We start from the raw sequence: 19,375 nt of genomic DNA, 5'->3' as shown, positions 1-19,375 counted from the left end.
GCGGCGCAGCGGCGGCCCGGAGGCATTGCCCGCGCGGCGCGGCCGCCCCCGGGACGTACTACGCGCGGGGCGCACCGGTGCTGTCCGGCCGGTGCGCCCCGCGCGGGTTAGTGAGGGGTGGGTCAGCCGCCCAGTTCCTGGTGGCGGGCGGCCAGGTGGGCGGCGCCGTCCTCGGTGAGGGAGCCGAACAGGCGCAGGCGGGAGATGCCGCCGTCGGGGAAGATGTCCACGCGCGCATGCGTGCCGACGGCCGTCTCGGGCAGGACGAAGCGGTGGTTGGTGTCGGGCTGGAGCCGGGTGCGCGGGAGCACCTCGCGCCACTCGCCCGCCTCGCCGTCCTTGACGGAGACGGACGCCCAGCCGGCGCTGTTGCCCTTGAGGTAGGCCGTGTCGATCTCGATCGCGCGGATCCGGGAGCGGTCCACCAGGCGGTACCGGATCCAGTCGTTGCCCCGGTCGCGGCGGCGGCGGGTCTCCCAGCCGTCGTCCATCTTGCGGGAGCGGCCCGGCTGGATGGTGTTGGTGGCCGGTGAGTAGAAGAGGTTGGAGGCGTCCTCGACCTGTCCGCCGTTCTCCAGGGCGGCCACGTCGAAGGTGCCGAGGGCCGTGAGCCAGACGGGGTCCGGGACGACCTCGCCGTACACGCGCAGGCGGGCGATGCCGCCGTCGGGGTGCTGCGCCAGGCGCAGGTGGGTGAAGCGCTGCTCGGCCGAGACGGCGAAGCCGTTGGCGGCGTGGCCGCCGACCGGGGTGCGCGGGACCAGGGTCGTCCACTTCACGTCGGCCGCGAGCAGTTCCCCGGGGGACGGGGACCCGGCGACCGAGGTGCCCTCGACGGAGACCGCCTGCGGGTAGTTGCCGCGGAAGTGGGCGGTGTCGACGACGATGCCGCGGATCACGCCGGGGGCGCCGAGGCGGATCAGGGCCCAGTCGTGGTCGTCCTCGGTGGGCCAGGGGTGCTCGGCGGAGGCGCCGCGCCGCCGGCGGGTCTCCCAGCCGTCCATGACCTTGCCCTTGTGCCCGAAGTGCTCGGGGTCGAACTCGGCGGGCCCGGGGACCAGCAGGTTCTCGCGCTGGGCGAAGAACTCGTCGTTGGCGGCGACGACACCCGCGCCGAGCTGCCGGTCGGCAAGGTTGGCGTACTGGGTGAAGGGGAGGTCGGCGGTGCGGTAGTCCGCGTACGGGTCGCCGCCTCCGTAGGGGTTCGCGTCGCCGGTGAAGCTGGCCAACGAGGTGTTCTGCCGGTCCGTCACGGTGATCAGGTGTTCCTTTCGGGTCGTTCGGGGTGGACTGGATTCAGGGGGCCGGGCGCGTCAGGCCCGGTCGAGGAGCTGTCCCTTCGGCTCGGTGAACGCGCCGTCCGTCACGATCCGCGTGCCGCGCAGCCAGGTGGACTTCACGACGCCGTACAGGGTCTTGCCCGCGTACGCGGTGACGCGGTTGCGGTGCTGGAGGGCGGCCGGGTCGACGGTGAACGTCTCGTCGGGCGCGAGGACGGCGAAGTCGGCGTCGTGGCCCGCCGCGATGGCGCCCTTGCGCGCGTCGAGCCCCACCAGCCGTGCCGTCCGCGCCGACATCCAGCGCGCGATGTCCTCCAGGCCGAGGCCGCGCGCGCGGGCCGCGGTCCACATGGCCGGCAGGCTGAGCTGGAGGCCGGCGATGCCGCCCCAGGCGGTGGCGAAGTCGTCGGTCTTGAGGTCGGCGGTGGACGGCGAGTGGTCGGTGACGACGCAGTCGATGGTGCCGTCGGCCAGCGCCTGCCACAGCAGGTCCTGGTTGGCGGCCTCGCGGATCGGCGGGCAGCACTTGAACTCGCTGGCGCCGTCCGGCACCTCCTCGGCGGTGAGCGTGAGGTAGTGCGGGCAGGTCTCGACCGTCACCTGCACGCCCTCGGCGCGGGCCCCGGCGATCAGCGGCAGCGCGTCGCTGGAGGACAGGTGGAGGACGTGCACCCGCGCGTTGAGCCGCTTCGCCTGCGCGAGGAGGGTGGCGATCGCGGTGTCCTCGGCGTCGCGCGGGCGGCTGGCGAGGAAGTGGGTGTACCTGGGTCCGCCCTGCTGCGGGGCCGCGGCGAGGTGGTGCGGGTCCTCGGCGTGCACGATCAGCAGGCCGTCGAAGGCGGCGATCTCCGCCAGCGACCGGGCGAGCTGCTCCTGGTCGAGGTGCGGGAACTCGTCCACACCCGACGGGGACAGGAACGCCTTGAAGCCGAAGACCCCGGCCTCGTGCAGCGGGCGCAGGTCCTTGACGTTGTCCGGCAGGGCGCCGCCCCAGAAGCCGACGTCGATGTGCGCCTTGTCGGCGGCGACCCGGCGCTTGGTGCGCAGGTTCTCCACCGTGGTGGTCGGCGGGATGGAGTTGAGCGGCATGTCGACGAGGGTGGTGATGCCGCCGGCCGCCGCGGCGCGGGTGGCGGTCCAGAAGCCCTCCCACTCGGTGCGGCCGGGGTCGTTCACGTGCACATGGGTGTCGACCAAACCGGGCAGGACGACGTGGTCGCCGACGTCCTCGAGCCGGGCACCCGCCGGGAGGGGGGTGTCGTACGGCAGGACGGCCGTGATCTTCTCGCCGGTCACCGCGATCGACGCGGCGCGTGTCCCCTCGGGAGTGACGACGCGCGTCGAGCGCAGCACCAGTTCGGCTTCGGACACCCGAACCCCTCTCTCCGTCTTTCAACGTTCTGTTGAAGGAGTCTTCATTCCCGGCTCCACCCCGTCAAGAGGCACCCTTTGTGGGGGCATGCCCAATGACCCCGCCCTGGACGTTTCCACAAAGCGGAATTAGAATTCCAGCAAGCAGAACGTAGCTACGTACGAGCCGGTAGTCAACCGGCCGCCGGGTACGCTTCTTTCTCCCGCCAGCCCCGAAAGGAACGTGCCGTGCCGACGTCCAGCGCCAGCACCACCGACTCCGCCAGGTCCGCCACAGGCGGCGTCCAGTCCCTGGAGCGCGCCTTCGACCTGCTCGAACGGATGGCGGACGCGGGCGGCGAGGTCGGCCTGAGCGAGCTGTCGGCCAGCAGCGGCCTGCCGCTGCCGACCATCCACCGCCTGATGCGCACCCTCGTGGCCTGCGGATACGTACGCCAGCAGGCCAACCGCCGCTACGCGCTTGGCCCCCGTCTGATCCGGCTCGGCGAATCCGCCTCCCGGCTGCTCGGCACCTGGGCCCGCCCGCACCTGGCCCGCCTGGTCGAGGAGACCGGTGAGACGGCGAACATGGCGCTGCTCGACGGGGACGAGATCGTGTACGTCGCCCAGGTGCCGTCCAAGCACTCGATGCGCATGTTCACCGAGGTCGGCCGGCGCGTCCTGCCGCACTCCACCGGCGTCGGCAAGGCGCTGCTCGCGGACTTCCCGGCGGAGGAGGTGCGGGCCCTGCTGGGCCGTACCGGCATGCCGGCCGCGACCGACAAGACGATCACCACGCCGGACGGTTTCATCGCGGCGCTGGAGGACGTGCGGCGCCAGGGATACGCGATCGACGACAACGAGCAGGAGCTCGGCGTCCGCTGCCTGGCCGTCTCCGTGCCCAACTCCCCCACGACGGCGGCCATCTCCATCTCCGGCCCGGCCGGCCGGGTCACGGAGAGCGCGACCGACCGGATCGTGCCGCTGCTCCAGCAGGTGGCGGCGGAGCTGTCAAAGGCCCTGCTGGCCTCGAACGGCAACCCGGCCGCCTGACCGGCGCCCGCGCTGACCGGCGCCCGCCCCGACCGGTGCCCGCGCGACGGGGCTCAGCGGCGCGGCGGGTCCCCGAACAGTTCCACGGCGTGACGGACCTCCGTCAGCCCCGGCTTCAGGGCGCTGACGGAGCCGATCGCGCCGGCTATCAGCAGCAGCGAGCGGCGCAGTCGCGGCGCCTCGGGAACGCCGTGACCCGCCATCGCGGCGAGGTCGGCCAGTTCGTCCTCCGCTATCGCCCGGTCCGGGAAATCGGCAGGCAGCAGGGCGAGTTGGCGGCGCAGCCGGGACACCGCGGTCCGCAGTGCCGCCACTCTCACGTCCTCGTCGCCGACGGTCACTTGCCTCTGCCCCAAGCTCCGCAACACAGACCTCCCCCTCGACCCCGTTGTGCGCGGGCCAGTAAACGCCACCCCGCGCCGGACGCGCCAGCGCGCGGACCGAAATTCAGCCTCCGGACACCCCGCGCACGCCGGGGCGTTTGGCGGGCCGTCAGGTATGCAGGACCCATGACGGACAACGAAGGCCAGGTAGCGGGGCTGCTGCTCGCCGCCGGAGGCGGGCGGCGACTCGGCGGGCGGCCCAAGGCACTGCTCGAACACCGCGGACGTCCACTCGTCGAACACGCGGTCGACGCGTTGCGTGCGGCCGGTTGCGCCCGCGTGCACGTCGTACTCGGAGCGCGCGCCGAGGACGTGCGGGCGCGGGCCGCGCTCGACGGTTGCGTTCTGGACGGTTGCGTTCTGGTGGACAACCCCGAGTGGGAGCAGGGCATGGGGTCCTCGCTGCGGGCCGGACTCGGTTCGCTGGCCGGGACGGGTGCGCGGGCCGCGCTGGTCTCGCTGGTGGACCAGCCCGGCATCGGCGCGGAGGCGATGGCCCGCGTACGTGCCGGATACCGGGACGAGACGTCGCTGGTCTCGGCGGCGTACGCGGGCGTGCGCGGGCATCCCGTGCTGCTCGGCGCCGCGCACTGGGCGGGGGTCGCGGCGACTGCCACCGGGGACCGGGGGGCACGCGCCTATCTGAGGGAACACGAGGCGGAGATCGCGCTCGTGGAGTGCGGGGACGTGGCGCGCCCGTACGACATCGACACGGAGGCGGACCTGCGCCACCTTGAGTGAGGAGCGTGGCACTGGGCGCCACTGTCCCTCGACTCGGAGAATCTCGACATCAACAAACCATTGAAGTTCCACGATGAGGAAACTACTATCCACTGACCAGAGGCACCCCGCCGCGCCGTGGGTGCGCAATGCCCCATACGTGCCCGTTGGCACCCGGTGCCACCGCTGAAGGAAGTGACAGCTCATGTCCGCACCAGCGCCGTCCCCGCTGGCCATCGTCGACGCCGAGCCCCTGCCCCGGCAGGAGGAGGTTCTCACCGACGCGGCGCTCGCCTTCGTGGCCGAGCTGCACCGGCGGTTCACGCCCCGGCGTGACGAGCTCCTCGCCCGCCGTGCGGAGCGCCGCGCCGAGATCGCCCGCACCTCCACGCTCGACTTCCTCCCGCAGACCGCCGCGATCCGCGCGGACGACTCCTGGAAGGTGGCCCCGGCCCCGGCCGCGCTGCAGGACCGCCGGGTCGAGATCACCGGCCCGACCGACCGCAAGATGACCATCAACGCGCTCAACTCGGGCGCGAGGGTCTGGCTCGCGGACTTCGAGGACGCCTCCGCACCGACCTGGGAGAACGTCGTCCTCGGCCAGCTCAACCTGACCTCCGCGTACCACCGGGGCATCGACTACACCGACGAGCGCACCGGCAAGTCCTACGCCCTGCGCCCGGACGCCGAGCTTGCGACGGTGGTCATGCGCCCGCGCGGCTGGCACCTCGACGAGCGTCACCTCCAGGTGGACGGCCGTGCGGTCCCGGGCGCCCTGGTCGACTTCGGGCTGTACTTCTTCCACAACGCCCAGCGCCTGATCGACCTCGGCAAGGGCCCGTACTTCTACCTCCCGAAGACGGAGTCCCACCTGGAGGCCCGCCTCTGGAACGAGGTCTTCGTCTTCGCGCAGGACTACGTCGGCATCCCGCAGGGCACGGTGCGCGCCACCGTCCTGATCGAGACGATCACGGCCGCGTACGAGATGGAGGAGATCCTCTACGAACTGCGCGACCACGCCTCCGGGTTGAACGCGGGCCGCTGGGACTACCTGTTCTCCATCGTCAAGAACTTCCGGGACGGCGGCGCCAGGTTCGTCCTGCCGGACCGCAACGCGGTGACGATGACCGCCCCGTTCATGCGGGCGTACACCGAACTCCTCGTCCGCACCTGCCACAAGCGGGGCGCGCACGCGATCGGCGGCATGGCGGCGTTCATCCCCTCGCGCCGGGACGCCGAGGTGAACAAGGTCGCCTTCGAGAAGGTCCGCGCCGACAAGGACCGTGAGGCCGGCGACGGCTTCGACGGCTCCTGGGTCGCCCACCCCGACCTGGTCCCGATCGCCATGGAGTCCTTCGACAAGGTCCTCGGCGACCGGCCCCACCAGAAGGACCGCCTGCGCGAGGACGTCGACGTCAGGGCAGCCGACCTGACCGCGATCGACTCCCTGGACGCCAGGCCGACGTACGCGGGTCTGGTCAACGCCGTACAGGTCGGCATCCGTTACATCGAGGCGTGGCTGCGTGGCCTCGGCGCGGTCGCCATCTTCAACCTGATGGAGGACGCGGCCACCGCCGAGATCTCCCGCTCGCAGATCTGGCAGTGGATCAACGCGGAGGTCGTCCTCGACAACGGCGAGCAGGTCACCGCCGAACTGGCCCGCAAGGTCGCCGCCGAGGAGCTGACGAACATCCGCGCCGAGATCGGCGACGAGGGCTTCGCGACCGGCACCTGGCAGCAGGCGCACGACCTGCTGCTGACCGTCTCCCTCGACGAGGACTACGCCGACTTCCTGACGCTGCCGGCGTACGAGCAGCTGAAGGGCTGACGCCGCACGCGCTCCACGAGCGCGCTCCACACACGCGCTCCATGCGTCCGCGCCCCCGGGACCGAAGCACGGCACCGGGGGCGCGGCCGTGCGTCAGCCCAGGTGCGCGGACCAGTCCTGCTCGGCGGGCGGTTTGCCGTGCAGGTCGGGGACCTGCTTGAGCCAGGCGGGGCGGCCCTTTCGCGTACGTGCCGCGCGGGCGGCGTTCTCGGCGGCGAGCTCCGCACGGCTCGGGAAGCCGGTGGGCAGCCACTGCCGGGAGGCCCGCACGCGCGCGTGCAGGTACTCCACGTAGGCCGCGCGCACCTTCTCCGGCGAGTCGAGGTCGCCCTCGCACGTCAACCAGGCCTCCGGCACCCGGCCCACCACCTCGCGCAACAGCTCCCGCGTCACCTTCGGTGCCAGCTCGGCGTCGGCGGCCGGGAGGTCGGGCGCGTAGTGGCCGAGGGCGTGGTGGCGGAAGTCGTACGCCTTCTCGGGTGCGGAGGCGCCCCATCGGTGGTGGAAGACGAGGGCCGCGCCGTGGTCGATCAGCCACAGGCGCGGGGGTGCGGTGCCGAGGGTGGGCCAGACCATGAGGTTGGAACTGTGCACCGTACGGTCGACGTTCACGGTGAGGGCGTCCAGCCAGACGACGCGCCCGGCCTCCCCCGCGTCCACCGGGAACACCTCGGCGACCTCGGGCGTGAGGTCCGCGCCGCCCGACAGGTAGTCCATGCCGAGGTTGAGCCCCGCGCTGGAGTTCAGCAGGTCCCGCACCTCCTGGTGCGGTTCGGCGGCGGCGAGCGCCGGGTCGAAGTGCGTGAGGACCAACTCGGGCACCCGCAGCCCCAGCTCACGCGCCAGTTCCCCGACGACCACCTCGGCGACCAGTGCCTTGCGGCCCTGCGCGGAACCGGTGAACTTCACGACGTAGGTGCCGAGATCGTCGGCCTCGACGACGGCGGGGACGGAGCCGCCGGAGCGCAGGGGCTCGACGTAGCGGGTGGCTACGACCTCTTTCAACATCACCTCGGACATGAGGTGAGCATAATGACCGGTGGTTCTATCCGGTCGGTGACGGGCTCTCGTCGTAGACCGGGACCTGTGCGTGGATGTCGAAGGTGACCGGCCCGGCGTTCTCGAACCTCAACGTGAACTCCATGAAGTCCCCGCCCCGGACCGTCTCACGCACGTCCCGCAGCACGAGGTGGTTCTTTCCCCGCTCCAGTTCGACGAGCTTGTGCGCCGGGAGGGACACGCCGTCGGCACGCTCCTTGCCGTCGGAGTCGACCACGTCCACCGAGGCCGCGTTCGGCGTACTCGCGCCCACGAGCCTGTCGTCCTCGCCGCCCATGTTGTACAGCCACACGTACGCGGGGACGTCGTCACCCGGCTGCCACGGCTCGTCACGCGGTTCGGCGACGTGCGCGTACCGGATCATGATGTCCCCCACGCGGGCGTTCTGACCCGGCGCGCCCCAGTCGGGCAGGGAGAAGTCGTCATCGCCGCCGCAGCCACTCGCGGCGAGAGCGACGGCCAAGGCGTATGCGGACAGGGTCTTCCGACGCCACAGGACGGGTAGGGCCGCCATCGTCACTCCTGTCTTCAGCCGTCGGTCTCCAGCGTGAGTACCCACCGCTTCCCGCGCAAACGGAGCGTGGCCGCCAGCCGCTCAGCGGGCCGGCAGGTCCAACCCCGGCAGTGCTGTGACCGTCCCCTCCGGTCCGGCCGGGCGGTGGCCGTTGGCCCGTGGCCAAGGCCCAGGTCATCGAGCGCGACGATACGCTGAGACGGTGATGGTCAAGAGGACAGCGGTGGTCAGGAGAACCGCCGGACGGTGGCGCCTCGCAGCCCTGACGGCTTCCGCGGTACTCGCCTCGGGGTGTGCGGGCCCGGTCGACCCCGACGAGTTGCCCGGCACGTACCGCAACGAGGAGACCGGCGGCGAGGTCGTACTCGGTTCCGACGGGACGTTCTCCGCCACGCACATATCGATGGACGAGTCCCCCGGCACGGCCGACTTCAGTGGCACATGGGACTTCGTCGACAGCGAGACGAGGACCGACTTCGTCTACCTGTCGGTCGAGGACGGCGGACTCGGCATGACGGCCGGCGTCCAGCTCTACACGGGCGCCGAGGGGAAGGTGTACTTCCACCCCGACCCCGACGGGCCGCACGGCCTGGTGCTGACCAGGACGACGGCCCCGTAGCTCCTTCCCCGCCGCCCGGAGGAATCAGTCCAGTAGCCTGAGGCGGCCTGTCGCCAAGGGCGCCACCACCGAAAGGATTCGGTTCATGGGTACTGATTCCGCTGCCGCTCTCTCACTGGTGAACACCGTCGTGGCCGAGGCGTTCGATCGCTGGAGTCCGCCGCTCCACAAGGAATTCGACACGAACACGCACCGCGACCAGTGCGGCCAGACACTGCTCCACGACAGCCCTGAGCTGCGCGTCTGGCAGACCCGGCTCGAGCCCGGTGAGCGACTTCCCGTCCATCGCCACGAGCGGGACTATGTCTGGATAGCCCTGACCCGCGGCACGGCACGGCAGCACGAAAGCGATGGGACCAGCCGGGAAATCTCCTTCGAGCGCGGCCGCACCCAGTACTTCACTTTCGACGCGGGGCAGTATCACCTGCACGATCTGAAGAATATCGGCGACGAGACCCTTTCCTTTCTCACCGTCGAGACTGATGGCGGGGCGAAGGCGTACGACTGAGGGCGTCGAGGAACGTCTCGTTCGCGGCCCGCTCGCCGACGGATACGCGGCAGGTGCCGGGGACCAGGCTCCCGACGTCCGCGACGAGGATGCCCGCGGCACGCAGGCGTTCCATGACGTGTTCCTGTTCGTGCAACCGGACCAGCAGGAAGTTGGCCTGGGACGGGAACACCCGCTCCACCGCGGGGTTCTCGGCCAGCAGCGCGGCCATGCGGTCCCGTTCGGCCAGGATACGGCCGACGCTGTCGCGCACGCGGTGTGTGTCCACGAGCCGTTCCCGTACGGCCCGCTGCGACACGTCGGTGAATCCGAAGGGCACCTGAACCCGGCGCAGCGCCTCGACGATGCCGGGACTGCCGAGCGCGACGCCGCAGCGGGCCCCGGCGAGCCCCCACGCCTTCGACAGGGTGCGCAGTACGACGAGGTTGTCGTGCTCGGCGACGAGGCCGGCGTGTGAGGGTTGGTCACTGAACTCGACATAGGCCTCGTCGATCACCACCAGCCCCCGGGTGCGGGCAACGAGCTCGCGGACCTGCCCGGGGTCGGGCCGGGTGCCGACGGGGTTGTTCGGGGCGCACAGGAACGTGACGCGGGGGTCGGCGGCCAGGATCCGCTCCACGTCGAGCCGGTCGTAGTCGTCGCCGCCGAGGGGGACTTCCGTGACCGGCAGCCCCGCGACCCGGGCGAAATGGGCGTACAGCTCGAAGGTGGGGGGCGTCACGCAGACCCGGTCCCCCGGCGACGTCAGTGCCGTCAGCAGCAGGCTGACGGCGTCCACCGCCCCGCTGGAGAAGATCAGGTGGTCCTCCGTCAGGGAGGTGACGCCACCCTGGCTCGGCAGGTCGCCCACGGTGGCGAGGTAGGTACGGGCGAGTTCCGCGGTGTCGAGATCCGGATAGCGGCCGCCGGGGCCCAGGAAGGGATTGGTGTTGCTCGACAGATCGACCAGGTCGAACCGCGGACGGTGCCGGAAGCGGGCCGGGCCGGGGACGGCGACGGTGGTGACGGACGGCGCCGCGAACCGGGTCAACCCAACCTCAGTGGATGCCTGTTCGGGTGCCGTGAGGCCCGGGGCACGCAGCCAGTGGTCCAGCGGGACGAAGAGGTCGGCACCCAGGGCACGCAGCGGGCCGGGCTCGCCGCGGCCGACGTGGACCCAGTCGAGACCGGCACGGTGCGCGTCGGCGTACAGCCGGTACAGGAAGGTCGCGTGGAGGTCGTGACGGGCGGCGGGGTCGTCGTGGTCGGCGGCCAGGGCCAGGCAGTACGTGCCCCGGCCGCTGTGGGAGCCCAGGAGGAGCCCCGCCTGGACCACGTCCGCGCGGCGCCGTACGAGCAGCTCGGCGCGGCCCGCCAACGGGCCCTGCGCCAGGGCCTTCAAGGCCGCCGCGTCGAGGAGACCGTCGAGGAGACCACTGTGCCGGCCCGTCAGGGCGTCGCGTGCGAGCGGCGTCTCGTCGAGCCCGCTCAGCGGGATCCGTTCCCAGGTCAGCTCCTCGGAGACGGCGCGGCTGCGGCGTCGCAGGTCGTCAAGGCGCCCGGCGCCGAGGCGGCCACGCAGCAGCTCGTCCACGTCGCCGCCCAGTCGCGTCACGCACTCGGAGCCGGCCGCGAACGGGACGAAGCCCGCCGCGCGGAGCGCTCCCGTGTCGTCCGTGCGGCGCACACCGGGCACCAGGATCTGCTCGGCCGCCGCCTCCCGGGCCCGGCGGACGAGCGCGTCGATCTCGTGCGCGGTGGGAGCGGGGCTCGTCGGGCCGTAGCCCGCGGCGCCGGCCACCAGGGTGGGACGGTGCATGACGCCGGTGTCTGCCAACACGTCGGCGTCCAGGCCCAGTCGGGCCGGGGAGCACACCGGATCGGCGGACCCGAGGGCCGCGCACAGCACCCGCCGCAGCTCGGCCGTGTCAGTGGCTCTGCGCATACCGTCCCCCTTCCCGGGCCGTCCCCCGGGCCGTCCCCGGGTACGCGTCGACGCGGTCGCGGTACTCCTCGAACAGCTCACCCAGCGTGCGGGCGATGCCGGCCTTCCATCCCACGGTGCAGTCGCCGATGAGGCCGCGCCGCACCACGTGGTCGAAGACCGCCGTCTCGCGGCTGTGGTCGCTGCGCTCCAGGCGCGGCGGCACTCCGGTGAGGGCGGACATGTACTCCAGCAGGTCCGTGACGCCGACCTCCTCGTCGCCGCCCCAGTTCACGACCCGCGCGGGGGTCCGCGCCACCCGCCACAGCAGCGGCACCTGGCGGACGACGTCGTCGGTGTGCAGGAGGTTGCAGTAGTTCTGGCCCCGGTGCGGCACCGCGGCCGGCTTTCCTTCGCGCATCTGCCGGAAGAGGATCACGGGAACTCCGCCGTGGCCGTACGGCCCGTAGGCGATGTTGAGCCGGGCGATCACCGACGGCAGCCCGAGGGCCTCGGACAGGCCGCGGACGACACCCTCGGCCGAGAGCTTGGCCACGGGGTACGTGGGCAGCCAGGGCACCGCACCGCCGAGCGGGTCGTCCTCCCGGTAGCGGTGGGTGGGCTCGTCCCGGTGGTAGACGACGCCCGACGACACGTGGAGGAAGCCCTCGGCACCGGCGCAGTGCGTCATCAGCTGTGCGGTGCCCACGCTGTTGACGCGGGCGGTCCGCTCGAAGTCCCGGCCGTCACCGCGGTGCACCGCGGAGTGCAGGACGTGGGTGAAGTCCCGGGGCAGGTCGGGCAGTACGCCGTCGCCCATGTCCCAGACGACGGTGCGGGCGCCCGCGGTCTCGAGCGCCTCGCGGGCCGCCGGGTCACCGAACCGGCCCAGGCACCACACCTCGTTGTCGCGGGCGAGTGCCTCGGCGACCGGCCGCGCGACCTGACCGGTGCCGCCGGTGACGAGGATCTTCTTGCCGTGCATGCTCATTCGCTCCTCGTTCATCTCCTGCATCGCCTGCATCGCCTTCATAGTTCGAGGGCGCGGGCCAGCTCGCGCCGCAGGGTCGCCTGGAAGGCCTGTACGTGCTGGGGGCTCATGAGGGTGTAGTGCTCCCCGTCGACCTCGGTGTACGTGTTGGGCCGCCGGGTGAACCGGTCCCAGTGCCGCAGCTGTTGGTCGAGCCAGTCCTGCTTCATGCCCTTCAGCGGGGTGCAGTAGAAGACGTCGACCCGCTCGACCGACCCGGCCGGTTCGTAGGTGCGGCCCAGGTGCACCATGCCCTGCGCCAGGTGGACCCAGGCGGTGAACCGTTCGAGGGTGAGGTCGAGTTCGGTCAGCCGGCGCTCGGGTGCGTGTGCGAAGAGGTACGCGAGCTGGTCCGTCTCCGGCAGGGGGCGCAGCGCCGCGGTGAGGTCCGGGACCCGGGCGGGGTCGATCAGTTCCAGGAAGAGGGCGAGGTTGATCGCACCGTCGGTGAAGGTGATCTCGTTCATCCGCCCGGAGATCGACGGAGGCAGGTTGAAGACGCCGACGAACTTCACCTCGTCGCCCTCGGCCTCGAGGCGTTTGGCGATCTCGAACGCCACGGCACCGCCGTAGGAGTAGCCGGCGACCGCGTACGGCCCGCTGCGCTGGGCCCGCCGGATCGCGGCGACGTACGTGGTGACCATCTCGTCGAACGAGGCGAAAGGCGTCTCGCCGCTGCCGAACCCGCGTGCGCGCAGCGCGTGGAAGGGCCGCTCGCCGGTGAAGTACTGGGCGAGGTTCACGAAGACGAGCACTTCGCCCAGGCCCGGGTGCACGCAGAACAACGGCGTGCCGTCCCCGGTCACCTGGAGGGGTACCAGCGGATCGTAGGCGGCGTCGCCCCCGGCCTCGCGGCCGGTGGTCAGCCGGTGGGCGAGCGCTCGCACGGTCGGCGCCTGCAGCAGGGTCGCCATCGGTACGTCGTCGATGCCGAACGCCGTCCGGATCCGCAGCTTGAGCCGGAGCACGTCGAGGGAGGTGCCGCCCAGGTCGAAGAAGCTGGTGGTCGCGGGCACCCGCTCGACGTTCAGTACCCGGGCGTAGAGGTCGGCGAGCCTGGTCTCGACGTCGCCCCGCGGAGCCACGTGACCGCCCAGGAACCGGGTGGTCACCGCGTCCGCCCTGCGCGCCGCGGCGTCCAGGTCGCCGGCCTCGACGGCGGCGCGCAGCCGCGTCCGGAGGATCTTGTTCAGGTTGCTGCGGGGGAGGTCCGACTCGCCCACGGGCAGGATCAGCTGCGGTCTGAATCCCCAGTGCATGACGGTGGAGCTGCGGATCGCGACCAGCGTCCGGTACAGGGACGTCTCGTCCGCCGCGTCCTGGGCGGGGACGAAGGCGACGGCGAGCTGTTCGGAGTCGGCGCCTTCGGGCCGGACCGGGAACGCGGCGACCTGTCCGGGCCGCACACCCTCCAGTGCGTCGAGGGCGGCCTCCAGGTCGTGGCTGTAGTAGTTGACGCCGTTGACGATGATGGAATCCTTGGTGCGGCCGACGAGGGTCAGCCGGCCGTCGGCGTCCAGCTGCCCGAGGTCCCCGGTGCGGAACCATCCGTCCCCGGTGAACGCCTCGGCGGTGGCCTCCTTGTCGCCGTAGTAGCCGCCGGTGACCATCGGGCCGCGCAACTGCACCTCGCCCGGTTCGGTGCGGCCGGGCTGCCGTGTGGAGGCCGGCACGGTGCCGTCTCCGCCCATGACGCGGATCTCCAGTCCGCGCACGGGGTGGCCGAGCGGCGGGAACTCCGCGTCCAGGTCCCGGGCGGCGAATGCGCGGTTGAACACGCTGCCCGCGCAGGTCTCGGTCATGCCGAAGGCGGGCACGACCACGTCACGGCGCAGCCCGTACGGGGCGAGCGCCTCCACGAAGCCGCGCACGGTGGCGGTCACGGTGGCCTCGCCGCCGGAGATGACGTGGCGGACCTGCGACAGGTCCCACGCGTCGGGCGCGGGCGGCCGCCCGGCGAGCTCCTGATTCAGCTGCCCGAACAGGAAGTTGGGGGTGAAGGTCACCCGCACCCGGTGCGCGTCGATCAGCCGGAGGAACTCCAGCGGGTCGGAGAGGACCGTGGCCGGGTCCGTCATGACCTGGTTGGCCCCGGTGAACATGGGCAGCAGATGGGCCTCGACGGCGGCGATGTGGTCGGTCGAGATCCAGTTGAGCGAGGTGTCGTCGCGGCCGAGTCCGAGTGCCCCCGCCTTCCCGGCCTGCGCGGCGAGGAGATTGGCGTGGGTGAGCCGGACGGCCTTGCTCGATCCGGTGGACCCGGAGGTGAGCATCAGCAGGGCGAGGTCGTCCGGTGCGCACGCGTGCGGCGGCTGCGTCCCGCCCACCGCCTGGCCCAGTTCCTCGACGGTCACCGACTTCAGGCCGACGTCGGGCAGTGCGCGTGGGGCCGCCTTCGAGTCGATCACCAGCGGGTCGCCGAGCAGTGCGCGCAGGTGCTCCAACCGTTCGCGCCACCGTGCCGGGTCGGCCGCCGGTGCGACCGGGCACGGGACGACGCCGCTCAGGACGCAGCCCCAGAATGCCGGGAAGAAGCACTTGGGTTCGGTGGCCGTGACGAGGGCGCGATCGCCCGGGGCGATGCCGTGGTCGTGCAGTCCCTGCGCGATGCGAACGGCGGACTCCCGCAGTTCCGCATAGGAAAGGAATGTGTCACCGACGAAGGTGACGCCTCGGGATGTGCCTCGGGATGTGCCTTGGGATGTATCGAGCGCCGCGCGATCGAGCAGGTCGGGGAGCGTCGCGGCAGGACGTATTTCCGGCGTGGGATTTTCGGGCATGGAAAGAGACCTCCGGTGCGAAGGCAGGGGAAGTCAGGGCAGGGGTGCGCCATGACTTCCCTGGTGAGCGTTCTCCTACGGGCGTGGAGCTTTCTTCTACGCTCCGCCGGTCACGTTGAAGCGGACGATTTCGTGAATCGTCTTCTCCAGTTTTGATTCGTCCGGGTCGGACACGATCGCCTGGCCGATACGGCCGTAGGGGCCGACCGGTGCGTCGGGTGACGAGTCGTAGTGGATCTCGTCGAACCGGAAGGCACGCTCGAAGTCCGCCTGGGTCAGGTGGCCGCTGTCGGGGCTCCGCAGGAGGACGTACCCGTGGAAACGTTCGGGCGTTGTGTCGCGTTCCGTCCGGGACGGCGACTCGCCGAGCGCCAGGCTGATCTCGGCATCGAAGAGGTCGACGCCGTAGGTCAATTCATTGACCCGCGGGGAAAGCGCGCCGGGAATCCGGACGGCGCACTCGCCGAAAGTCAGGGCTGTCTCTTCCTCGAAGATCTCCAGATGGAACACGCAGTCGGGTGCGCGCAGACTTCCGAGGACCTGGTGGGCGATCGTCTCGGCCTGCCGGAACAGGTCGGCGTGGAGCCTTCTGTCCAGCACCCACGCGGCGAGGGTCCCGGCGCGCGCGGCGTCGACCGGCGCCTCGTAGTAGCGGCTCATGGACGACCAGCGGAGTTCACCGCCCTCCCAGATGCCGTCGATGTAGACCTCCGGCGCGTCGACGAACGACTCGGCGACGATCGCCACGTCCGAGGCCCCCGGGAAGAGCGCGAGGGCGTCTTCGTACTCGCGCGCGGAATGGATGACGCTCGTACGCAGGGCGCCGGCTCCGGCGGCCGGCTTGATCACGAACGTCCCACCCAGCTCGTCGACGAGTCGCCGATAGGGGGTCCCCACGGGCACATGCCGGCAACGTGCCCTCCGCACCTCGGGCGGAAGGCTGCTCTTCTGGAGGTACTTGTCGCGGAAAGAGAGAACGGTGCGCGGGTCCGCGTTTCCCGGAAGATTCAACTGCTGCCGCAGAAACGCCGCGGTGAACACTCCCATTTCATGGAGGGACAGCGCACCGACCACATCGTCGAGTCGCCGGGCGAGCACCGCACGCAGCACTTCCTGGGCGTTCTCGAAGTCGGCGACCCGGCAGGACTGTCGGCCGGCCGGCCCGCCGCTGGAATCCTGCACCACATAGAAGGGATCGAGACCACGACGTCGTAACGCCTCATCGAGATCACCCCGATACCCGATGACGATCATTCTCGGCATTGTCGCCCCCCGTTTTCGATTCGAACCTCAAAGATCAGATGATCGTTTGCGCCTTGCTCGATCGAGGACGTGCACGTCGGCATCTTTTCACAGGGATCCCGGAATGTGGACATGTGAACGTGCGCCCATTCACCAGCACGCTGTGACATGACTCACAGGAAAATTTGCCCAATAAAGTGGGCGGGAAAGCATCGAACCCATTCGACCCAATGAATTCCGCCATGCCGGGCAAACCCGATAAGTACGGCGACGGCGCGCCGTCGCGCTCACCCTGGTCGTCTCAGGGGCTGAGCGCCCTGCGCCAGTGCTCGGTGACGTGTGCGCGCAGCCGTTCGGTGTCCATGTGGCCGGGATCCACGAGCTGTTGCATGCCGATGCCGCGCAGTTGCGCGAAGAGGGCGGTCGCCGTTTCCTCGGGTGCCACGTCGGGGCGGATCGTGCCCTCGGCGACGCCCGCGGTCAGCTCCTCGCGCAGACCCGTGCGGAACGCCTCGGACCGCTCGCGGAAGACGGGGGCCAGGGCGGGCGCCGTGGCGGCCTCGGCCCACAGCAGCAGGAAGACCCGGTTCAGCACGCTCATGCGGCCGAGTTGTCCGACGTATCCGTCGATCAGACGCAGCAGCCGGTCCAGTCCGGGCGGCAGGTCGGCGAGGCCGGGGACGAAACCCGCCTGGGCGGTGTGTGCCAGGCGTTCGACGAGCGCCTGCTTCGATCCGAAGTGATGGGTGACGAGTCCCCGGCTGTAACCGGCCCGTTCACCCACGCGCGCCAGGGTCAGCGAGCGCACACCTTGCTCGTCGATCAGTTCGGCGGCGGCCATGAGCAGCGCGGCCTCCGCCTCCGCGCGGCGCTGCGCCTGGGTGCGGCGAGTGGTGGTCATAGCGTGGAGCCTACAACATACTTGTCATCCGACTAGCAAGTATAGAAGGATGGTCGCATGGTCGCTCCAGGGCGCGAGACGGGAGGCACCGGATGACGCATCCCCATGGACGCGTGCTGCGGTCGGACGCCCGGGAGAACCGCGCGCGCATCGTGGCGGCCGCACGCGCGGTCCTCGACGGCAACCCCTCGGCGCCCCTTCAGTCGATCGCGCGGGCGGCAGGTGTCGGTCAGGGGACCCTGTACCGCCATTTCCCCGACCGGGAGGCCCTCCTGGTCGCTGTCCACCGGGAGGACGTCGCCGCGCTCACCGACACGGCCTCGGCACTGCTGGCCGCGTACGAACCGTTGGAGGCGCTGCGCCTGTGGTTCGAGCGCCTCACCGCCTACGGCCGCAGTGGGCACGGAGCGGCCGTGGCCGTCGAGGCCGCCGCACGCGCCGGTGACGGAAGGGACCGTCCCCCTGCCGTCGCGGCGCTGGACCTGCTGCTCCGGGCCGGGAAGGAGGCGCGGCAGGTACGGCCGGACGCCGAGGCGGAGGAGGTCCTGCTGCTGGGGTCCTGCCTGTGGCGGGCCGATGACGGGCCGGTGTGGCGGGAACGCCGCCGGCGGATGCTCACCGTCCTCATCGACGGCCTGCGCGTCGACCCATCCCGCTGATCGGGCCCGTCCCCGCCCCCACACACACAACGGTTTCACTCAGCGGCACGAAGCAGCAGGTCCAGCTCGGCACGCACAGTCTTGCCGACGGGTACGCGATCGAACACGCCCCATCGGTCCGCCAACGCGTCCACGATCAGCAGCCCTCGCCCCTGCTCGGCCTCCGGCGCCGCCGTGACCGTCCCCTCCGTTCCGGTCGGACGGCGCTCCCCGCGACTGTCGGACACATCGATCCGCAGCGTGTACGCGTCCAGCCGCAGCAACACCTCGATGTCCCGCCCCGGCACCCGCCCGTGCGTCACGGCGTTCGCTCCCAGCTCCGCGACGAGCAGCGCGGCCGTGTCGGACACCGCCGAGCCGTACGGGACGCCCCAGGTGTCCAGGCGGTGCACGACGAGGTGCCGGGCCAGTCGCGCACCGCGCGGGGTGGAGCTGAACCGCTGGACGAACACACGCGCGGTGACCGGGAGTCGGGGGGTGGAAGCTGGTCTCATGCCGCCCATCCCACCTGCGGCGACGCCCCCTCACCAGCTCGACGACCGGTACGCAGGGTCAGCGTACGGGTACGGAGGGTGGACGGTAGGGGTAACCATCCGTGACCATGGGCCCGTTGGAACGGTTGGGCCGGGTGTGTGTACGTGCGGGAGGTGTCCTGGATGTCGGACGGTACGGGCGGCGCGGAAGCGCTCTGCGGGGGCGGGGAACCGGAGAGGTCGGACAGCCTCAGGACCTTCGGCGAGGTCGTCAAGGCGTTCCGCAAACGGGCGGGCCTGACGCAGGAGGAGTTCGCGCCACAGGTGCGGTACTCGGTGCCCACGGTGGCGTCGATCGAGCAGGGGCGGCGGTTCCCTCCGGGGGACTTCGTGGAGCGCGCGGAGGAGATCCTCGACGCTTTCGGGGCGTTGCGAGGTGCGGCACGGCATCTGTCGCGGCAACCGGGACTGGCGAGCTGGTTTAGGCAGTGGGCGCGGTTCGAGGCGGAGGCGGTGAGTCTGTACACGTATGAATGCCGGGTGGTGCCGGGGTTGTTGCAGACGGAGGGGTATGCACGGGCGGTGACCGTGAGCGTGCCGCCCGTGAAGGACGACGAGCAGGTGAACCAACAAGTGACCGCGCGTCTGAGCCGCCAGGAGCTCTTTCAGCGCAGGCCACCGATCTCATTCAGCTTCATCATCGAGCAGGCGCTGATCGAACGCGACACAGGTGGACCCGAGGTCACAAGACTGCTGATCGACAACTTGCTGGCACGAGCGGATCAGTTCAACGTGGAGTTGCAGATCATGCCGTTACGGCAAGTGGATCACGCTGGCTTCGACGGCCCTCTCCAGGTGCTGGAGACGGCGGAGAACAGGTGGTTCGGTTACGCGGAGGGTCAGCGTGGCGGGCTACTGATCTCTGACTCGAAGGAGGTCAGCATCATGCTCCAGCGCTATGCGAGACTGCGTTCTCAGGGTGCGACACGAAGTCGCTCCGGGTAAGTAAGTGCAGTTGAGTGATGGGGAGTTGGTGAAGCTGGACTTCGGGCCTGTGTCCGGGCCCGTTCCCG

Annotated in this window: 19 protein-coding genes; 8 read left to right on the top strand and 11 right to left on the bottom strand. The window is 70.9% G+C overall.

The features are described from left to right. Positions 1 to 122: 122 nt before the first annotated feature. Entirely contained in the window at positions 123 to 1,253 is a 1,131-nt protein-coding gene (alc, locus tag KUM40_RS10540; RefSeq protein ID WP_217165447.1) for an allantoicase, read from the bottom strand. Between the two features lie 60 nt (positions 1,254 to 1,313). Continuing rightward, positions 1,314 to 2,651, bottom strand: a complete 1,338-nt coding sequence (allB, locus tag KUM40_RS10535) for an allantoinase AllB (RefSeq protein WP_217165445.1) — start codon at positions 2,649 to 2,651, stop codon at positions 1,314 to 1,316. A 228-nt stretch (positions 2,652 to 2,879) separates the two neighbouring features. Between allB and allR the strand changes: the two genes are divergently transcribed. Then, positions 2,880 to 3,683: an allantoin degradation transcriptional regulator AllR gene (gene allR / locus KUM40_RS10530; protein WP_217165443.1), complete on the top strand. Its 804-nt coding sequence runs from the start codon at positions 2,880 to 2,882 to the stop codon at positions 3,681 to 3,683. A 53-nt stretch (positions 3,684 to 3,736) separates the two neighbouring features. Here allR and KUM40_RS10525 read toward each other — a convergent pair whose 3' ends face one another. Beyond that, positions 3,737 to 4,051 (bottom strand): DUF5955 family protein, encoded by a 315-nt coding sequence (locus KUM40_RS10525; RefSeq protein ID WP_217165441.1) that lies wholly within the window; start codon positions 4,049 to 4,051, stop codon positions 3,737 to 3,739. Positions 4,052 to 4,192: 141 nt separating this feature from the next. Here KUM40_RS10525 and KUM40_RS10520 point away from each other — a divergent pair, with 141 nt between their 5' ends. Continuing rightward, positions 4,193 to 4,807, top strand: a complete 615-nt coding sequence (locus KUM40_RS10520) for an NTP transferase domain-containing protein (protein WP_217165439.1) — start codon at positions 4,193 to 4,195, stop codon at positions 4,805 to 4,807. A gap of 184 nt (positions 4,808 to 4,991) precedes the next feature. Beyond that, on the top strand, positions 4,992 to 6,614 hold the full coding sequence (aceB, locus tag KUM40_RS10515) for a malate synthase A (RefSeq protein ID WP_217165437.1): 1,623 nt from the start codon (positions 4,992 to 4,994) through the stop codon (positions 6,612 to 6,614). 93 nt (positions 6,615 to 6,707) lie between these two features. On the opposite strand, the gene KUM40_RS10510 is transcribed toward aceB, so the two are convergent. Further along, entirely contained in the window at positions 6,708 to 7,622 is a 915-nt protein-coding gene (locus KUM40_RS10510) for a HipA family kinase (RefSeq protein ID WP_217165531.1), read from the bottom strand. Positions 7,623 to 7,659: 37 nt separating this feature from the next. After that, complete coding sequence (locus KUM40_RS10505; RefSeq protein ID WP_217165435.1) at positions 7,660 to 8,187, bottom strand: copper chaperone PCu(A)C; 528 nt, start codon at positions 8,185 to 8,187, stop codon at positions 7,660 to 7,662. Between the two features lie 205 nt (positions 8,188 to 8,392). Between KUM40_RS10505 and KUM40_RS10500 the strand changes: the two genes are divergently transcribed. Further along, the gene (locus KUM40_RS10500) at positions 8,393 to 8,806 is read left to right on the top strand and encodes a hypothetical protein (RefSeq protein ID WP_217165434.1); all 414 of its coding nucleotides are present in this window, start codon (positions 8,393 to 8,395) and stop codon (positions 8,804 to 8,806) included. Positions 8,807 to 8,891: 85 nt separating this feature from the next. Beyond that, the gene (locus KUM40_RS10495; RefSeq protein ID WP_217165432.1) at positions 8,892 to 9,314 is read left to right on the top strand and encodes a hypothetical protein; all 423 of its coding nucleotides are present in this window, start codon (positions 8,892 to 8,894) and stop codon (positions 9,312 to 9,314) included. Here KUM40_RS10495 and KUM40_RS10490 read toward each other — a convergent pair. The 4 genes from KUM40_RS10490 to KUM40_RS10475 form a co-directional block, all read right to left on the bottom strand. Further along, the gene (locus KUM40_RS10490; RefSeq protein WP_217165430.1) at positions 9,274 to 11,238 is read right to left on the bottom strand and encodes a histidinol-phosphate transaminase; all 1,965 of its coding nucleotides are present in this window, start codon (positions 11,236 to 11,238) and stop codon (positions 9,274 to 9,276) included. The two genes, KUM40_RS10495 and KUM40_RS10490, sit on opposite strands and share 41 nt — an antisense overlap. After that, complete coding sequence (locus tag KUM40_RS10485; protein WP_217165530.1) at positions 11,222 to 12,202, bottom strand: NAD(P)-dependent oxidoreductase; 981 nt, start codon at positions 12,200 to 12,202, stop codon at positions 11,222 to 11,224. The genes KUM40_RS10490 and KUM40_RS10485 overlap by 17 nt, the downstream gene beginning before the upstream one ends. Before the next feature lie 44 nt (positions 12,203 to 12,246). Next, positions 12,247 to 15,027 carry a non-ribosomal peptide synthetase gene (locus tag KUM40_RS10480; RefSeq protein WP_217165428.1) on the bottom strand — a complete coding sequence of 927 codons (2,781 nt, stop codon included), beginning with the start codon at positions 15,025 to 15,027 and terminating at the stop codon, positions 12,247 to 12,249. Positions 15,028 to 15,123: 96 nt separating this feature from the next. Then, positions 15,124 to 15,924 (bottom strand): ATP-grasp domain-containing protein, encoded by an 801-nt coding sequence (locus tag KUM40_RS10475; RefSeq protein WP_308401116.1) that lies wholly within the window; start codon positions 15,922 to 15,924, stop codon positions 15,124 to 15,126. A 153-nt stretch (positions 15,925 to 16,077) separates the two neighbouring features. Between KUM40_RS10475 and KUM40_RS41195 the strand changes: the two genes are divergently transcribed. Then, entirely contained in the window at positions 16,078 to 16,242 is a 165-nt protein-coding gene (locus KUM40_RS41195) for a hypothetical protein (protein WP_254394920.1), read from the top strand. A 328-nt stretch (positions 16,243 to 16,570) separates the two neighbouring features. On the opposite strand, the gene KUM40_RS10470 is transcribed toward KUM40_RS41195, so the two are convergent. Then, on the bottom strand, positions 16,571 to 17,170 hold the full coding sequence (locus KUM40_RS10470; RefSeq protein ID WP_217165424.1) for a TetR/AcrR family transcriptional regulator: 600 nt from the start codon (positions 17,168 to 17,170) through the stop codon (positions 16,571 to 16,573). A 92-nt stretch (positions 17,171 to 17,262) separates the two neighbouring features. Here KUM40_RS10470 and KUM40_RS10465 point away from each other — a divergent pair, with 92 nt between their 5' ends. Then, the gene (locus tag KUM40_RS10465; RefSeq protein ID WP_217165422.1) at positions 17,263 to 17,829 is read left to right on the top strand and encodes a TetR/AcrR family transcriptional regulator; all 567 of its coding nucleotides are present in this window, start codon (positions 17,263 to 17,265) and stop codon (positions 17,827 to 17,829) included. 35 nt (positions 17,830 to 17,864) lie between these two features. Here KUM40_RS10465 and KUM40_RS10460 read toward each other — a convergent pair whose 3' ends face one another. After that, on the bottom strand, positions 17,865 to 18,323 hold the full coding sequence (locus KUM40_RS10460; RefSeq protein WP_217165420.1) for an ATP-binding protein: 459 nt from the start codon (positions 18,321 to 18,323) through the stop codon (positions 17,865 to 17,867). 162 nt (positions 18,324 to 18,485) lie between these two features. On the opposite strand from KUM40_RS10460, the gene KUM40_RS10455 reads away from it, so the two are divergent. Then, positions 18,486 to 19,307 (top strand): helix-turn-helix transcriptional regulator, encoded by an 822-nt coding sequence (locus tag KUM40_RS10455; RefSeq protein WP_217165418.1) that lies wholly within the window; start codon positions 18,486 to 18,488, stop codon positions 19,305 to 19,307. Positions 19,308 to 19,375: the final 68 nt, after the last annotated feature.

Source organism: Streptomyces sp. AC512_CC834, assembly GCF_019049325.1.
Classification (GTDB): Bacteria; Actinomycetota; Actinomycetes; order Streptomycetales; family Streptomycetaceae; genus Streptomyces.
Note: the sequence above shows the minus strand (reverse complement) of the source record. Positions and strands in the feature narration are given on the sequence as shown.

Bases quoted from the DNA above. Each gene is read 5' to 3' on its own strand.
- KUM40_RS10470 (WP_217165424.1), bottom strand. From the start codon at position 17,170: ATGACCACCACTCGCCGCACCCAGGCGCAGCGCCGCGCGGAGGCGGAG.
- KUM40_RS10510 (WP_217165531.1), bottom strand. From the start codon at position 7,622: ATGTTGAAAGAGGTCGTAGCCACCCGCTACGTCGAGCCCCTGCGCTCC.
- KUM40_RS10465 (WP_217165422.1), top strand. From the start codon at position 17,263: ATGACGCATCCCCATGGACGCGTGCTGCGGTCGGACGCCCGGGAGAAC.
- KUM40_RS10495 (WP_217165432.1), top strand. From the start codon at position 8,892: ATGGGTACTGATTCCGCTGCCGCTCTCTCACTGGTGAACACCGTCGTG.
- KUM40_RS10480 (WP_217165428.1), bottom strand. From the start codon at position 15,027: ATGCCCGAAAATCCCACGCCGGAAATACGTCCTGCCGCGACGCTCCCC.
- aceB (WP_217165437.1), top strand. From the start codon at position 4,992: ATGTCCGCACCAGCGCCGTCCCCGCTGGCCATCGTCGACGCCGAGCCC.
- KUM40_RS10505 (WP_217165435.1), bottom strand. From the start codon at position 8,187: ATGGCGGCCCTACCCGTCCTGTGGCGTCGGAAGACCCTGTCCGCATAC.
- KUM40_RS41195 (WP_254394920.1), top strand. From the start codon at position 16,078: ATGGAGGGACAGCGCACCGACCACATCGTCGAGTCGCCGGGCGAGCAC.
- KUM40_RS10520 (WP_217165439.1), top strand. From the start codon at position 4,193: ATGACGGACAACGAAGGCCAGGTAGCGGGGCTGCTGCTCGCCGCCGGA.
- KUM40_RS10500 (WP_217165434.1), top strand. From the start codon at position 8,393: ATGGTCAAGAGGACAGCGGTGGTCAGGAGAACCGCCGGACGGTGGCGC.
- KUM40_RS10485 (WP_217165530.1), bottom strand. From the start codon at position 12,202: ATGCACGGCAAGAAGATCCTCGTCACCGGCGGCACCGGTCAGGTCGCG.
- KUM40_RS10455 (WP_217165418.1), top strand. From the start codon at position 18,486: ATGTCGGACGGTACGGGCGGCGCGGAAGCGCTCTGCGGGGGCGGGGAA.
- KUM40_RS10460 (WP_217165420.1), bottom strand. From the start codon at position 18,323: ATGAGACCAGCTTCCACCCCCCGACTCCCGGTCACCGCGCGTGTGTTC.
- KUM40_RS10490 (WP_217165430.1), bottom strand. From the start codon at position 11,238: ATGCGCAGAGCCACTGACACGGCCGAGCTGCGGCGGGTGCTGTGCGCG.